Annotated in this window: 12 protein-coding genes; 5 read left to right on the top strand and 7 right to left on the bottom strand. The window is 69.8% G+C overall.

What is annotated here, in order from left to right:
• Positions 1-360: 360 nt before the first annotated feature.
• The gene (locus AB0D18_RS32835; RefSeq protein WP_362426933.1) at positions 361-2,034 is read right to left on the bottom strand and encodes an RICIN domain-containing protein; all 1,674 of its coding nucleotides are present in this window, start codon (positions 2,032-2,034) and stop codon (positions 361-363) included.
• 214 nt (positions 2,035-2,248) lie between these two features.
• Here AB0D18_RS32835 and AB0D18_RS32840 point away from each other — a divergent pair, with 214 nt between their 5' ends.
• Positions 2,249-2,455 (top strand): hypothetical protein, encoded by a 207-nt coding sequence (locus tag AB0D18_RS32840; RefSeq protein WP_362426936.1) that lies wholly within the window; start codon positions 2,249-2,251, stop codon positions 2,453-2,455.
• A gap of 201 nt (positions 2,456-2,656) precedes the next feature.
• On the opposite strand, the gene AB0D18_RS32845 is transcribed toward AB0D18_RS32840, so the two are convergent.
• The 3 genes from AB0D18_RS32845 to AB0D18_RS32855 form a co-directional block, all read right to left on the bottom strand.
• Positions 2,657-3,736 carry a chitinase gene (locus AB0D18_RS32845; RefSeq protein WP_362426939.1) on the bottom strand — a complete coding sequence of 360 codons (1,080 nt, stop codon included), beginning with the start codon at positions 3,734-3,736 and terminating at the stop codon, positions 2,657-2,659.
• A 226-nt stretch (positions 3,737-3,962) separates the two neighbouring features.
• Positions 3,963-4,661 carry a hypothetical protein gene (locus tag AB0D18_RS32850; RefSeq protein WP_362426941.1) on the bottom strand — a complete coding sequence of 233 codons (699 nt, stop codon included), beginning with the start codon at positions 4,659-4,661 and terminating at the stop codon, positions 3,963-3,965.
• 151 nt (positions 4,662-4,812) lie between these two features.
• Positions 4,813-8,067, bottom strand: coding sequence for a BTAD domain-containing putative transcriptional regulator (locus tag AB0D18_RS32855; protein ID WP_362426944.1), 3,255 nt, complete (start codon positions 8,065-8,067; stop codon positions 4,813-4,815).
• A 150-nt stretch (positions 8,068-8,217) separates the two neighbouring features.
• On the opposite strand from AB0D18_RS32855, the gene AB0D18_RS32860 reads away from it, so the two are divergent.
• Positions 8,218-8,694 carry a ricin-type beta-trefoil lectin domain protein gene (locus AB0D18_RS32860; protein ID WP_362426947.1) on the top strand — a complete coding sequence of 159 codons (477 nt, stop codon included), beginning with the start codon at positions 8,218-8,220 and terminating at the stop codon, positions 8,692-8,694.
• A 66-nt stretch (positions 8,695-8,760) separates the two neighbouring features.
• Here the strand turns inward: AB0D18_RS32860 and AB0D18_RS32865 are convergent, their stop codons facing one another.
• The gene (locus AB0D18_RS32865; RefSeq protein WP_362426950.1) at positions 8,761-9,480 is read right to left on the bottom strand and encodes a MerR family transcriptional regulator; all 720 of its coding nucleotides are present in this window, start codon (positions 9,478-9,480) and stop codon (positions 8,761-8,763) included.
• A 152-nt stretch (positions 9,481-9,632) separates the two neighbouring features.
• On the opposite strand from AB0D18_RS32865, the gene AB0D18_RS32870 reads away from it, so the two are divergent.
• Positions 9,633-11,234: an erythromycin esterase family protein gene (locus AB0D18_RS32870; RefSeq protein WP_362426953.1), complete on the top strand. Its 1,602-nt coding sequence runs from the start codon at positions 9,633-9,635 to the stop codon at positions 11,232-11,234.
• 92 nt (positions 11,235-11,326) lie between these two features.
• On the opposite strand, the gene AB0D18_RS32875 is transcribed toward AB0D18_RS32870, so the two are convergent.
• Entirely contained in the window at positions 11,327-11,572 is a 246-nt protein-coding gene (locus AB0D18_RS32875) for a chaplin (RefSeq protein ID WP_362426956.1), read from the bottom strand.
• 92 nt (positions 11,573-11,664) lie between these two features.
• Positions 11,665-12,267 carry a TetR/AcrR family transcriptional regulator gene (locus AB0D18_RS32880; RefSeq protein WP_362426959.1) on the bottom strand — a complete coding sequence of 201 codons (603 nt, stop codon included), beginning with the start codon at positions 12,265-12,267 and terminating at the stop codon, positions 11,665-11,667.
• Positions 12,268-12,339: 72 nt separating this feature from the next.
• On the opposite strand from AB0D18_RS32880, the gene AB0D18_RS32885 reads away from it, so the two are divergent.
• Together AB0D18_RS32885 and AB0D18_RS32890 are read left to right on the top strand one after the other, a co-directional pair.
• The gene (locus tag AB0D18_RS32885; RefSeq protein WP_362426962.1) at positions 12,340-13,305 is read left to right on the top strand and encodes a class I SAM-dependent methyltransferase; all 966 of its coding nucleotides are present in this window, start codon (positions 12,340-12,342) and stop codon (positions 13,303-13,305) included.
• 89 nt (positions 13,306-13,394) lie between these two features.
• A complete protein-coding gene (locus AB0D18_RS32890) occupies positions 13,395-14,435 on the top strand; it encodes a serine hydrolase (protein WP_362426965.1) in 1,041 nt (346 codons plus the stop codon).
• Positions 14,436-14,446: the final 11 nt, after the last annotated feature.

Here is a 14,446-nt window from a genome sequence, read left to right on the forward strand (position 1 = left end):
GCTGGAACAACTCCCACAACCCGTCCGGGACCAGACGCTCGACCATCATCACGCGCCCAGACTACCCAATCGACCAAATGAGACGATCTCTAAGTGAGCAGCGTGGCGGGCTGTCAGCTCCGTATTTAGTCATGGCGAGCCGGTCACCAGGGACGAGAAGGCCCGGATCCGTGTGCATCCGGGCCCTCGTCAGTGCTTGTGGGACGCCATCCTGTCGGCGGCCCCCTCGTTACGGTTCCCTGCTGCTCACGCGCGGGGCTACCGCTTATCCTTCCGGCGTGCTTGCGGGGGCGGGGCTGCCGGGCGTCCGGAAAGACCTGAACCGTACGGGGGTAACGACTTACCGGACCGGCCCGGTCATCACCACTCCTGGTCGGTGATGGTCTCCAGCCGGAACTTCTGGTTGTCGCCGGTGCTCCGGTTCCACTGGACGAGCTGGGTGCCGTTCTCCACACTCGCCCCTGGGACGTCGAGGGTCTTGCCGCTGTGCTTGGGCACGATGTAGTGGGAGCCGTCTCCGGCCGGTTCGAGGGTGAACTTCTCGTTGTCGCCCCGGTAGCGGTCCCATTGGATGAGTTGGGCGCCGTTGTCCTGGCTGTTGTCTGCGATGCCGATGGCCTTGCCGCTGTGCTTGGGCACGATGTAGTGAGAGCCGTCTCCGGCCGGTTCGAGGGTGAATTTCTCGTTGTCGCCCCGGTAGCGGTCCCATTGGATGAGTTGAGCGCCGTTGTCCTGGCTGTTGCCTGCGACACCGACGGCCTTGCCGCTGTGCTTGGCGATGATCCAGGCCCTGGCGGGAACGGTACTGACAGGTGTGTCGGTGCCGGCCGCCGCCGGGAACTGGGCGTGGTGGAAGCTCTCGCCGTCGAACTTCAGCGGTGCGGCGACGACCGTGCCGTCGGCGCGCACGGCGCGGAAGGCGTAGGAGCCGACCCATAACGCACCGGCGGTGCCCTTCGGCGTGACCAGACGGCGGGTGACGGTGCGGGACTGGAACTGGGAGATGGCGGTGGAGGACTCGTAGCCGAGTGTGACGCTGACGGTCGCACTCACCTTCGCCCCCACCCCGAAGAAGCTCACACCGGTCTCCGCCGTGACCGAGAGACCGGTACTGCTCTGGAAGGTCTCGCTCCTGGTCTTCTCGACGCCGACGGTCACCGCGTCCTCAAGGGTCTGGTCGGTGCTGGTGGCGTTGTCGTTGAACAGCAGGAGCGTCCACCACACTTGACGTTCGATCGTGTAGAACGGCGACTTCTCGATCTTCCACGCGAGCGATTTGGCGGAATCCTGGACGGCGGTGAACGGCACGGTGACACGGTGGTCGGTCACCGGCGAGGTGGTCTGCGCCGGTCGGTCACGGCTGGTGAGGACGGGCTTGGTGAGTGTCACCGACTGCTTGGACGAGGGCAGCGGGAGGCAGAGGATGTTCATCTCCTCCCGGAACTGCGGCTGTGCGTAACCGGCGTAGCCCACGAAGGTCTCCGGCGCGATCATCGCTTTGCTGGCATCGGCCGTCTCGTCGATGTAGCTGGTCGGGGCGCTGATCTGCCAGGCACTGAAGTCGTGTTTGCCGCCGCCCGCCGAGTCGTTCCAGACGAGTGCCGAGGCGGCGCCGACTGCGACCAGGTCCTCCCGTACGCAGGTGACATCGCTCGGCGAGGGCTTGGAATAGGAGTTGGTGAAAACGTTGCCCAGCGCCTTGTACCCGGGCGGCGGGACCGGCCGCCAGCAGGTGCCGTCCATCTTTCCGCCGGTGCCGCTGTCGTCCCACACCCACTTGTAGTCGACCGCGTCGGCGAGCGGCGGGGTGGAACCGGTGTTTGCCGCGCGCACGCACACCGCCGCGACGCTCCCCTGCGGATCGGTGTAGTCCGGCCGCCCGATGCTGCCGAGCGCGCGGAAACCCTCCGGCGGCACCGGGTGGTAGAAGCTGCCCGCCAGCTTCGCACCGGTGCCGGAGTCGTTGTACCGAAGGGTGAAAGTACTGGTGAATGCGATGTCCAGCTCACCGAGCCGTACCGGGGTCACTGCCATGAAGGGTCCCTCTCGACGGATTCGCGCAGGCCGGTGGAGTGATTTCGCACACGGCCAGTGGATCAACGGTGACCCTAAGTTCACCCAGAGGGTCGCGCCAGGGTGCCTGGCCAATTCCGGCCACGCTCCGGGAACGAGTCGGTGCCGCACCTGCATCCAAGCCCTGCTGGGGCACAGCTCCTACGTGCTCACCGCATAGACGTACACGAGTCTGATGCCGCAGTTTGCCGAAGCCGAAGCCGAAGCCGAAGCCGAAGCCGAAGCCGAAGCCGAAGCCGAAGCCCAAGCCGAAGCCGAAGCCGACGTACCCGTCGCGCTCGTGCCACGCCGCACACCGACTTCGGAATCACAATCCGCGAACCCCCACCTCACTCTCGCCCCCCCGGAATCCCCCGACGGGCAGGACGTGGAGGTTGCCTAACGCGCTGTCCCCCCTCTGTCCCCCCGAGCTCGAAAACGACTCCCAGAAGTCAGTACTAGGAAGAATGTGTGCGATGAGTTGCGCGCCGGGATGAGAGCCGACGAGGCCACTCGGTTGTACTCGTGGGCCGTACCTGTCCGGAGCAGGTACGGCCCACGGTGGGGAGGCCAGGAGCTTGCGGGGAAGGAGCTCCTGGTGGGGTCAACGTCCTTGGAGGGCCTTGACGTTGTTGCCGAAGGTCCAGTTCTTTGAGCCGTCCCAGTTGAGGGACCAGGTCATCAGGCCCTTGAGCTGGTTGTTGTAGGTGTTCCAGGCCTGGGAGACGAGGCTGGGTGACATGTAGCCGCCGCCCGCGCCCGGTTGGGCGGGGAGGCCCGGGACCTGCTTGTCGTAGGGGACCTTGATGGTGGTGCCCTGGATGACGAGGCCTTTGTTGAGGCAGTCGGTTTGTTTGGTGAAGCCCTGGACGGTGCCGGCGGAGTAGGAGTCGCCGGAGCAGCCGTACATGTTGCCGTTGTAGTACTGCATGTTGAGCCACCAGAGGCGGCCGTTGTCCGCGTACTTCTTGATGATGGGGAGGTACGCGCCCCAGATCGAGCCGTACGTGACGCTGCCGCCGGTGACGTAGGCGGTTTCGGGGGCCATGGTGAGGCCGAAGTTCGAGGGCATTTGGGCGAGGATGCCGTCGATGATGCGGATGAGGTTGGACTGGGAGGCGGAGGGCTTGGTGATCTGGCCGCTGCCAACCAGGCCCGTCTCGATGTCGATGTCGATTCCGTCGAAGTTGTACTTCTTCAGGATCGGGACGATCGTCGCGATGAACTTGTCTGCCACTGCCGGGGAGTTGAGGTCGATGCCGGCCGCTGCGCCGCCGATCGACATCAGGGTGGTGAGGCCGCTCGCCTTGGCCTGGCACATTTCGGTGGGCGTGGCGACCTTCACGGTCGCGTCCATGCCGTCCTCCCACAGGGCGGTGCCGTCGTTCAGGATCACGGGGAACGCGGCGTTGATGACGTTGTAGCCGTGCTGGGGTATGCGGGGGTCGGTGATCGGTGTCCAACCGAACGGCGGGTGAACGCCGTTGGCGGCGCCGTCCCAGTTTTCCCAGTAGCCCTGGAGGACCTTCCCCGTCGGCTTGGATTTCACCGGGCAGGTGTCGGCGGCGGGGGAGGCTGAGGCTGCGGGGGCTTCTGTGGCGGTGAGGGGGATGACTGTGCAGGCTGCGGTCAGGGCCGCCGTCAGCAGGCGGGGGAGTGTGGTGGTGCGGGCGCGTGGGGACATGCTGGACCTCCTGGGTGGGGGAACCGGGAGACGCGGGGGTGCGGCGCGGGTGCGGCGAGCTTTGCGACGCGGGTGGGATGAGGGTGAGATGCGCCCACACGTTAAGTAGGTCCAGACCAATCGTCAAGAGGTCTGGACCAGGTTGGTACATGGGGTGGCGCGGCCGGTTGTCCGGCCGTTGCGCAGGGGGCTCCTGGGGGTTCGCGTGCCCCCTGCGTCCGGTGGGTCAGCGGCGTGCCGGCGCCTCCGCACCCGGGAGGCCGGGGAAGCTCGGCAGCTGGCCGAGGGCCGGCAGTTTCGGCAGCATTTCCTTCACCGAGCCGAGCCCGATCTCCATGAAGACGGTGGTGGCCAGTTGGCCCAAGTGGACCATGAGCGTCCCACCGGCCGTCGTGAGCGCCTCGACGTCCGCCTTCAGCGCGGCCTCCACCAGCGCCTTTGTGTCGGCCTTGATCAGCTCGACCGACGACTTGAGGTCGACTCGTGCGGGGGGCGCGCCGGCGCGGCCGTCCGTCGTGGCGGGGGAGCCGCCGGGGATGATGGCCATCAGGTTGTCGAGCTCCTGGTCGGAGTCCTTGCGGGCCTGCTGCAGCTTCTTCTCGTCCTTCTCGCCGTTGATCGCGAGCCCGGCGACCTTGCCCGTCTTCTGTGACGCCGCACCGAACTTGGTGGCGGTACGGAAGGTCGACGCGAGCTTCTCGCGGTCCTTGTCCTTGATGCTGGAGTCCTTGGTGTCGGAGTCCTTGGTGTCGGAGTCCTCGGTGCTGGAGTCCTCGGTGTCGGACGAGGTGACGGGGGCGGACGAGGCGGCCGAGGTGGATGGGGCCGTCCGTGCCTCCGGTGTCGCGACTGCAGCGGGACCCAGCGTCAGTACGCCGCAGAGGGCAACGGTGACGGAGGCGGAGAGGGTGGCGGTGTGGCCCATGGGGGTTGTTCCTTCCGGTGGTGCGGCTGTCCGGTGGTACGGCGATACGGCTGTCTCACCGATCACACTCAGCCACACCCCCGTCACCCGTAATCGGAGATCGGACCTCCGCAATCGGAGCGCACGCCCGGCAGTTGTCCGGGGTGGCCGCTCAGGGTGCAGCGCCGCCGTCCGTCAGTTCGAGGGCCAGTGCCACGCTGTCCTCCGCCGCCGCTCCCCGCTCCCAGGCCTCCTCGTACCCCTGCCGGCCGAGTGCGGTCCGTACCAGTTCCACCGTCTCCAGATGTACGTCGTGGAGGGGGCGCAGCCCGATCAGTGCGACCCCGGTGATCTCCCGCAGCCGGTGCGCCGCGCCCAGCAGGCGGGCCGCCCTGTGGTGGCGTCCGGTCGCCGCTACCGCCCAGGCGAGGGTCTCCACGTTCCACACCGGACCCCACCGGTCCCTGAGGCCGTGCTGCCGGACGAGTGCCCCGCGCATCGGGGCGATCGCGCGGGCCGGGTCGCCGTGCCGGAGTTCGGCCACCCCCGCACACCACTGGGCCCAGGTCTGCGCCCAGTAGGCGCCCGCGCGCTCCGCCTCCGCCACGTACACCTCACGGGCCAGGAAGGCGGTCTCCCGCTCTCCGAGGAAGGCGGCGGCCATCGCCCAGAGCATCGTGCACATGTGTGCGTCGCCGGTGTGGCCTGCCGCCAGGAACCCGGCGCGGGTGCGTACGAGGATGTCGATAGAGGCGGGTTCGCCGAGTACGAGCATCGAGTGCGCCCCCTCGATGAAGAGGGCCGGGGCGGCGGGACCGGCCGGACCCGGAGGGCCCACGCACTCGGCGGTCAGCGTACGGGGTGCTCCGACGTCCCCCTGACAGATCGCGATCCACGACTTCATGGCGGCCACCGTGACCCCCAACTCGGGTGGTAGGTCGCTGACTTGGCCGTGCAGACGCTCCAGCCAGTGGCGTCCCTCGCCCAGGGTGCTGCAGAAGAACCAGGAGCGGGTCCTGGTGAGGTTCACGGCGATCTCAAGACCGACGACGGCCCGCCCCGGCTGCGTACCGCAGAAGTCCAGGGCGGCACGGAGGTTGGGCAGGTCGCGGTCGAGCCGGGACAGCCAGTCCGCCTCGTCGGGGCCGCACCATTCGGCGGCGGCGCGCGCGGTCAGGGAGCGGTAGTACGCGCAGTGCCGGAGGCGGAGGGCGGTCGTGGCGTCCTGGTTTCGCCCCGGGTACTCGGCGGAGCGCAGTCGGTGCCGGCCGTACTGCCGGATGGTCTCCAGGAGCCGGTACCTGGCCCTGGGAGATGCTCCGTCCGCATCGGTCTCGACCATCACGATCGACTTGTCGACCAGCCCGGTCAGCAGGTCGAGCACGTTCTCGCGAGCGATGCCACCGCCTGCCGGTTCGCCCTCGCCGTCGTCTCCGTCTCCGTCGTCGCCGTCGTCTTCGTCCGCGCTCTCGTCCACGCCCGCGCAGACCGCCTCGGCGGCCTCCAGGTCGAAGCTGCCGGAGAAGACCGACAGCCGCGCCCACAGCAGCCGTTCGCCCTCCGTGCACAGGTCGTGGCTCCAGTCGACGACCCCGCGCAGGGTCTGCTGGTAGCGGGAGGGCGCGGTGCGGGTGTGCGGAACGGACAGCAGCCGGAAACGGTCGTCGAGCCGGTCCAGGATCTCCTCGGGAGCCATGGTGCCCAGGCGTACGGCGGCGAGTTCGACGGCCAGCGGAATGCCGTCCAGTCGGTGGCAGAGCTGGGCGAGAGCACCGCTGTTGCGGTCGGTGACGCGGAAGGCGGGCGCGGCGGCCCGAGCCCGCTCGACGAGCAGCCGGAACGCTTCCGACGTGTCGTCGCTGGTCCGGTGGGTGGCCTCCTGCGACGATCCGTAGGGCCTGTGGGGTGCGTGGGGTGCGTGGGGTGTGTCGGGCGGATGAAGCCTGCGGAACCCCTCAGGGCGGGGCAGCGTCAGCGACGGTACGAGCAGGACGTACTCGCCCGGCACACCGAGCCGCTCCCTGCTGGTGGCCAGCACCCGCAACCCGGGTGCTGCCCGCAGCAGGCGCAGTACCAGCGTGGCAACGGCTTCGACGAGGTGCTCGCAGTTGTCCAGTACGAGGAGGAGTCGCCGGTCGCGCAGATGCTCGGCCACCGCGTCGGCGGCGGGCCTGGCGGACTGGTCCCGCAGGTCGAGGGAGGCGGCCACGGCCCGGTCGAGCAGGGCCGGTTCGGTGAGGGGTGCGAGGTCGGCCAGCCAGACGCCGTCGGGGAAGAGGTCAAAGGGGCGGGCGGATCGACTGCCGACGGCCCCACCGGCGGCCTCCGCGGCGACCCGCAGGGCAAGCCGGGTCTTGCCGACACCGCCGACGCCGGTGAGGGAGACGAGGCGAGAGGTCGTCAGGAGCGCACGGGCATGGGCGAGTTGGACCTCACGGCCGACGAAGGTGGTGGTCTCGGCAGGCAGGTTTCCGGTGCACGGGGTGGGTGGATGGCCGGCGCGCGGGGTGTGCGGGAGGCTGGTGCGCGGGATGGGCAGGCTTCGGACGTGGGGGGTGGCGGGCGGGGCTTCGACGTGCGGTGCGTGCGGGGCATGTGGTGTGTGCGGTGCATGTGCGTGCGGTGCATGTGCGTGTGCGTGCGGTACGCGTGGGTCCGCAGCCGCAGCCCCACCCGGCACTCCCAGTTCCGGTGCCGCTGCCAGTAGCTTTCCGTGCAAGGTGCGTAGTTCGGCGCCCGGGTCCACGCCCAGCTCCTCCGCGAGGAGTGCGGTCGCCTCCCGGTAGCACTCCAGGGCCTCGCCCTGCCGCCCGCACCGGTAGAGCGCGAGCATCCGTTGCGCCCAGAAGCGTTCGCGCAGCGGGTGTGCGCAGACGAGCGTCCGCAGTTCCGGCAGTACGGCGTCGGAACGGCCCAGCGCGAGTTCCGCCTCGATCCACAACTCGTCGCTGTCCAGCCGCTGTTCGGCAAGGGCGGGGGCGATGTCCCGTACCAGCTCGGCCGGCAGGTCGCACAGCGGTTCGCCGCGCCACATCCCCCGGGCCTCGCCCAGCAGTACCGCCGCGTGTTCCACGGAACCTGACGAAAGCGCTGTACGCCCGTCCCGTACCAGGGCGTTGAATCGCAGGAGGTCCAGGCAGTCGGGCCCGGCCTCGATCAAGTACCCCTGGGAATGGGTGAGCACGACGCCGGGCCCCAGTGCGCGGCGCAGTCGCAGAACGTAATTCTGCAAGGTGTTGCGGGCTCGCCCGGGAGGGTCCTCGCCCCACAGCCGTTGCGTCAGGGTGTCGACGGGGACGACCCGGCCCGCTTCCAGGAGCAGGGCGGCGAGCAGTAACCGGAGCTTGGTGGCTTCCAGCGACACCGGGAGCCCGTCCCGGCGCACTTCCAGCGGTCCCAGCAGCTTGAATTCGTACCGTGCACGCATCGGGACGATCGTACGACGGAGAGTGACGGCACGGACGCGGAATGCGAGAGGGGGTGACCGGGCGGGTGACTGGGGAGTGACTGGGGAGTGACCGGCAAGAGAGCGGCGGCCGCGACGGTGGAGGCGGAAGCACAGCCGAAAGGAACCATTGTGAATCAGCGTCAGACCTCCCGGTTCGCCAGACTCGTCACCGGGATGTGTGCGGTGACAGCTCTCACCCTCGCCACTCTCCCCGCCGCCACGGCGTCGGCAGCCGCCGGCGTGCAGACGTTCAAGAACCGTGCCACGGGGGCATGTCTGGACGACTCGCAGCACGGCCTGCGGCCCATGCCGTGCGGCCCGGCGGACAACCCCCACCAGCGGTGGACCGTCTACGACAAGGGCGGCAACGTCCGCGTCCTCAAGAATGTCGCCACGGGCGCCTGCCTGGACGACAGCGACGAGCACGGCCTGCGCGCCTTCGCGTGCGGCGACGGCACGGAGAAGTACCAGCGCTGGCAGCGCAGGGCCTGGAAGGGCGGCGTCGAGCTCCTGAACCAGGCGACCGGCCGGTGCCTGGACGACAGCCACGAAGGTCTGCGCACCTTCGCCTGCAACGGCGGTCAGCCCTACCAGCTCTGGTACTGACGGCCGTGAGGACCGGGGGCGGGAGTGCCCCGAACACTCCCGCCCCCACCCACTCCGTTTCCGTCCCTACGCTTGCGGCGCTGCCAGTTCCAGATAGCCGTGGAGGTGCTGCCCGGCCGCGAGCATCGCCCTGCTCCGGTGGGCGAGGCGGGTCTGCCATTCGGCCAGGACGTCGGTCAGCGCCCTGGTGGTGCCCGCGTCGTGCAGCCGGTCGGTGAAGTCCTTGATACGGGTCAACGGATAGCCGCCGCGCCTGAGTTGGCGTGCCACGTACGCCTCGCGCACCGCCTCGGGCGGGTAACGGCGGTGGCCCGTGGCGGGGTCGCGGCGGGGGTGCAGGATGCCTGCGGCCTCCCACTTGCGCAGCGAGGCGGGATGCATGCCGAGCTGGTGGGCGAGGGTGCCGATGGCGGGCTGGGCGCCGGGGCCCTCGTCGTACGGAACGGGCGCGGCGGTCAGCGCGCCAAGTGCGGCGGTGACCTCGTCGAGGGTGTCGCGTTCGCGCAGCAGGTCGGCGTGGGCGCGGTCGACGAGGCGGAAGAGGGTTCCGGTGTCGCCCCGGTGGGCGGCCCGCAGGATGTCCGTGGCCGTACGGTGCCCGAAGCCGGGGCGCAAGGCGAGGAAGGCGCGCAGGGCCTGGGCGTGCACGGCGGTGTAGCGCCGGTAACCGGAGGGGCTGCGTACGGCCGGCGGCAGGATGCCCTCGTCCTCGTAGTTGCGTACGGCCTGGGTGGAGAGGCCGTGCTCGCGGGCCAGATCGACGGGACGGAGAGCGCGGGGTGTCACGTGCCTCCTTTGAGGGTTTGGGCGCTGCGGAGCTTGGGACTTCGGTGAAAAGTCTCAATGGATTGTTCAAGGATACGGTGGAAGGGAAGGGGAGCGCGCCCCCTCGCAGGCCACTTTCGTCACCCCCGGCTTCCCTCTCGAAGGGGTTCACCATGTCCCGCCCTCCTTCCATTCCTCCTTCCATTCCTCCTTCCGTTCCTCCCTCCGTCCACGACCTCGGCCTTCGTCCCGGCGACGGGCCCGCTGAACTCGCCTCCGCCGTCGACCGGTTGCTCGGCACCTTCCCGCAGCCACCACTCCTCCTCGGCCTGGGCGAACCCACCCACGGCGTGGAGGTGTTCCCGCAGCTGCGCAACGACATGCTGATGCACCTGGTGCACCACCACGGCTACCGCTCCCTCGCCGTCGAGAGCGACTGGCTGGCGGCGACTGCCATCGACGATCACCTCACCGCCGGCACCGGGGACCTCGACCAGGCCCTGGCCATCGGGTTCAGCCACGGCTGGGGCACCTCGCCCGCCAACCGCGACCTGGTCGTCCGGCTCCGCGAGCACAACGCCCGCCTCGACCCCGCCGACCAGGTCCGGTTCCACGGGTTCGACGCCCCGATCGAACAGGGCGACACCCCGAGCCCCCGCACCGCCCTGCTGGCGGCCCACGCGTACCTGACCGAGCACCTGCCCGCACACCGCGTCCCGTACGACACGGACACCCTTCGCGCGCTCCTCGGCGACGACGAACCCTGGGCCGAACCGGCCGCCTTCATGGATCCCACCCGCTCCGTCGGAGACTCGGAGCGGGCCCGCACGCTGCGGCTCGCCGCCAACGACGTACTTGCGGTGTACGAGTCCGAGCTGCCGGGACTGCGGCGGAGCGACCCGGCCGGGGGCGCCTTCGACACCGCTTTCGACCGCGCCTTCGACCGCGCGTACGCCCACGCCCGTACCGCCAGGGGACTCCTGCGCTATCACGCGGCGCTGGCCTCCACCGCGCCCGACCGCATGTCGGTCGTCCTCGGGGTCAGGGGCGCCATGATGGCCGAGAACCTGCTGGCCCTGGCGGCGGCCGACGCCAGGCGCGGCCCGTGCCTGGTCTTCGCCCACAACATCCACCTGCAGCGCAACCTGTCCGTCATGGCCTTCGCGGGTACGGAACTGCGCTGGTGGAGCGCCGGCGCCCTCGTCGCGGCGTCCGCCGTCGGAGACCGCTACGCCTTCGTCGCGGCCCACCTGGACCCGAGCGTCCTGCCGGACCCCGTACCCATGTCCCACCTCACGAGGGACGAGGCCGACTGGGGCGGCATGGACGCCATCGTCTTCCTCGGGAGGAAAGAAGCGGGAAGAAGCGGGAAGAATCAGGGAGGCCCCGTCGCTGAATCCGGTATGACATCTCACAGCACGGGCGAAGCAAGCAAGGGTCATCGCATCACCGTCGAGCAGGGCACGGCGCACGTACGTGTCGTACGGGACGGGCAGTTGCTCGCGGAGAGCCGCCGGCCGCTCCTGCTGCACGAGACCGGGCTGCCGGTCCGCTACTATCTGCCGCCCGAGGACGTCCGTACCGAGCACTTGACCGCGTCGGACACCTCCACCCACTGCCCCTTCAAGGGCGATGCCTCGTACTGGTCGTTGCCCGGCGGAGCCGATCTGGTGTGGGCGTACCAGGACCCGAAGCCCGAAGTCGCCGCGATCAAGGGCCACTTCTGCTTCTACGACACCGAGGTCGTCGACACCGAGGTCGTCGAGGGCGAGTGAGGCTGCTCCACGCGCAGAGGGCCTCCCGGTGGATTCCGGGAGGCCCTCTGCGCGTGGGCTGTGTCGGCTGTGTCTTGGCTATGCCGGACGAGTCAGCTGTTCGACGACTGGTTGCCGAAGGTCGGGTTGAGAAGGCCGATCACGTTGACCGAGTTGCCGGTGGCGTTCACGGGGACGTGGACCGGGACCTGGACCAGGTTGCCGGAGATGACGCCGGGGGAGCCGATGGCCTTGCCGTTGGCGTCGGCGCCGCTGGTGGCCGAGGCGGCGCCCGCACTGGCGGCGATCATTCCACCGGCGACCATGGTGAGGGCAACGGCCTTGTTGAGCTTGTTCATCGGGGGTCCTCCTGGATATTCCTGCGGCCAGCCGGCCGCAGCACACAGAGAAGAACGCGCAAAGGCCCCGGAGGACACGCCGTTCACGAACTCTATTGATCAGCCGGGTTGTTGAGGGTCCCGCCGACGACGCCGAGCACGGCTCGGCGCACGGTTTCCGCCTCCGGTGCGGTGCCGGTCCTGTCGGCGAAGAGCAGGTGGCCGGTGCCAATGAGGGTGGAGGCGAGGGCGTCGAGGTCCGCGTCCGGTGCGATGCGGCCACGGGTCTGTTCGGCGGCCAGGTAGGCGGCGAGTACCGCCGTGGCCTCGGTCAGCAGCGGGAGGCCGACCGGGGTGGTCTCGCGGAGCCGGGCGCGCAGGACGTCCCGGGAGACCACGAGGCCGACGGCCGCCACGGCGACCGGCCCGAAGAGGCCGGTCAGGGCGTGGGTGAGGTTGTCGGCCACCGTTCCGTTTCCGACAGCGCCGACCAATTCGGCCGCCTGGGTGCCGAGTTGGGCGATGCGTTCTCGGATCAGCCCGGCGAGGAAATCATCGAAGTCGGCGAAGTGCCGGTGCAGAACCCCCTTGGCGCAGCCCGCCTCGTCGGTGACCGCCCGGCTGGTCAGCGCGCTCGGCCCGTCCCTGAGCAGTACGCGCTCCGCCGCCGCGAAGAGCTGCTCACGTACATCCCGGATGGCTACCCCAGTCGGCACCGCATGCCTCCCCAACGTCCTTCCCGCACACGCCGATTGACGAGTGGGCATCTGCCCACTCATAGTGGGCGCATGCCCACTCTACCTTCGGAGCGTACGCCCGAGCCCGCGCCTGATCCCGATTCCTCTCCTGATCCCGATTCCTCTCCCGAGCCCGATTCCTCTCCCGAGCCCGCACCTCACCAACTCCGTGGCACGGCCGAGTCGTTCGGCATCGACGCCGAACGCTACGACCGGTCCAGGCCCCGCTATCCCCAGGCCCTGATCGACCGGGTGGTGGGCCTCGTGGCGGAGGATGCCCGCGACATGCCCGACGTCCTCGACGTCCTCGACGTCGGGTGCGGTACGGGGATCGCGGCCCGCCAGTTCGAGGCGGCCGGGTGCCGGGTGCTGGGGGTCGACCCCGACGCGCGGATGGCCGAGTCGGCGCGGAGCCGCGGGCTCGCCGTCGAGGTGGCGGCCTTCGAGGACTGGGACCCGGTGGGCCGGGAGTTCGACGCGGTCGTCTCCGGGCAGGCCTGGCACTGGGTGGACCCGGCGGCCGGTGCCGCGAAGGTGGCACGGGTGCTGCGCCCCGGCGGTCCGTTCTCCCTGTTCTGGAACGGGGGCAGCCCCGCCCCCGAACTGGCTCGGGCCTTCGCCGAGGTCTACCGCCGGGTGCTGCCCGGCTCGCCGGCCGTACGCCATTGGGAGAAGTCGGCCACGGGACCGTACGAGACGGTGTGTGACGGGGCGGCCGAAGCGATGCGCGGGACGGGCGCGTTCGGCGCACCGCAGCGGTGGCGCTTCGACTGGGAGCGGGCCTACGCCCGGGACGAGTGGCTGGAGCAGGTCTCCACCACCGGCGTCCACACCACGCTTCCGGCCGATCTGCAGGCCGCGGTCATGTCCGGCCTCGGCGCGGCCATCGACGAGGCGGGCGGCGCTTTCACCATGCGGCACAGCACGCTCGCCGTCACAGCCGTACGTACCGGCCCCGTGCGTACCTGCCCCGTACGTACCGGCCCCGTGCGTACCAGTCCCCGTGCACACCCGTAGCGCCGACCGGCCGGGTGCGATGCCCCGGGATTCCTCAGTTGGCTCAATTCAGGGCGGTTGTCTTCACGGCCCCTCCTTACTGTGACTGAATGACCGTCACATCTGCCTCCGCCGCAGCATCCTGTCGAGTCGTCACGGGAGCAGTAGCCGTACTGCTCCTCCTGCCCGCGTCCCCCGCATTACTCGCCACCCCCGCAGCCGCCTCCGTCGCCTCTCCTTCCGCCTCACCCGGTACCTCCGCCGCACCTGGTACCTCTGACGCAGCCGAGCCTCTGGCCGGTGCCCCGGGCAGCCGGGCCGCCCTGAGCAAGAAGGTGTCCGCCCGCGCGTGGATCGTCGCGGACGCGAAGACCGGCGCCGTGATTGCCGCCCACAACCCGCATACGAAGCTGCCTCCCGCCAGCACCCTCAAGGCCCTGTTCGCGCTCGCCGCACTGCCCCGCGTTCCCGGCAAGGCCCTCCGCAAGGTCAGCAAGAAGGACCTGGCGGGCGTGGGCGAGGGCAGCAGCGTCGTCGGTGTGAAGGCCGGCCGGACGTACCGGGCGGCCGACCTGTGGCGCGGCACGTTCCTGCGCTCGGGCAACGACGCCGTGCACGTCCTGGCCGCCATGAACGGGGGCTGGAAGTCCAGCGTCACGCAGATGCAGGCCAAGGCCCGCGCGCTCGGCGCCCGCAACACCCGGGTCGTCACCGCGGACGGCTACGACGCACCCGGCCAGTACTCCACCGCGTACGACCTGGCACTCTTCGGGCGGGCCGGGCTGAAGAACTCCCAGTTCGCGCAGTACGCCGCCACCGCGTACTCCCGCTTCCCCAGCAGTACCCGCGCGGACGGCAGCCACATCTCCTCGTACCCCATCCAGAACACCAACCGGCTGCTCACCGGAGCCGACGGCGTCGGCCGCTACCCGGGCCTGATCGGCATCAAGAACGGCTACACCAGCAAGGCCGGCAACACCCTCATCGCCGCCGCCCGCCGGGGCGGCCGGACCCTGATCGTCACCGTCCTCAACCCCCAGCAGGGCAACGGCCTCGCCGTCTACCGCGAGGCCCGCGCCCTCCTCGACTGGGGCTTCAAGTCCGTCGGCCACGTCAAAACGCTCGGCACCCTCAACCAGCCCGAGCGCTGACGGGGACGGGG

This window comes from Streptomyces sp. NPDC048442 (assembly GCF_040651475.1).
Lineage (GTDB): Bacteria > Actinomycetota > Actinomycetes > Streptomycetales > Streptomycetaceae > Streptomyces.

Excerpts from the sequence above, each read along its gene's own strand:
- AB0D18_RS32845 (WP_362426939.1), bottom strand. The coding sequence starts at position 3,736 with ATGTCCCCACGCGCCCGCACCACCACACTCCCCCGCCTGCTGACGGCG.
- AB0D18_RS32885 (WP_362426962.1), top strand. The coding sequence starts at position 12,340 with ATGCCCACTCTACCTTCGGAGCGTACGCCCGAGCCCGCGCCTGATCCC.
- AB0D18_RS32835 (WP_362426933.1), bottom strand. The coding sequence starts at position 2,034 with ATGGCAGTGACCCCGGTACGGCTCGGTGAGCTGGACATCGCATTCACC.
- AB0D18_RS32890 (WP_362426965.1), top strand. The coding sequence starts at position 13,395 with ATGACCGTCACATCTGCCTCCGCCGCAGCATCCTGTCGAGTCGTCACG.
- AB0D18_RS32840 (WP_362426936.1), top strand. The coding sequence starts at position 2,249 with ATGCCGCAGTTTGCCGAAGCCGAAGCCGAAGCCGAAGCCGAAGCCGAA.
- AB0D18_RS32875 (WP_362426956.1), bottom strand. The coding sequence starts at position 11,572 with ATGAACAAGCTCAACAAGGCCGTTGCCCTCACCATGGTCGCCGGTGGA.
- AB0D18_RS32870 (WP_362426953.1), top strand. The coding sequence starts at position 9,633 with ATGTCCCGCCCTCCTTCCATTCCTCCTTCCATTCCTCCTTCCGTTCCT.
- AB0D18_RS32850 (WP_362426941.1), bottom strand. The coding sequence starts at position 4,661 with ATGGGCCACACCGCCACCCTCTCCGCCTCCGTCACCGTTGCCCTCTGC.
- AB0D18_RS32855 (WP_362426944.1), bottom strand. The coding sequence starts at position 8,067 with ATGCGTGCACGGTACGAATTCAAGCTGCTGGGACCGCTGGAAGTGCGC.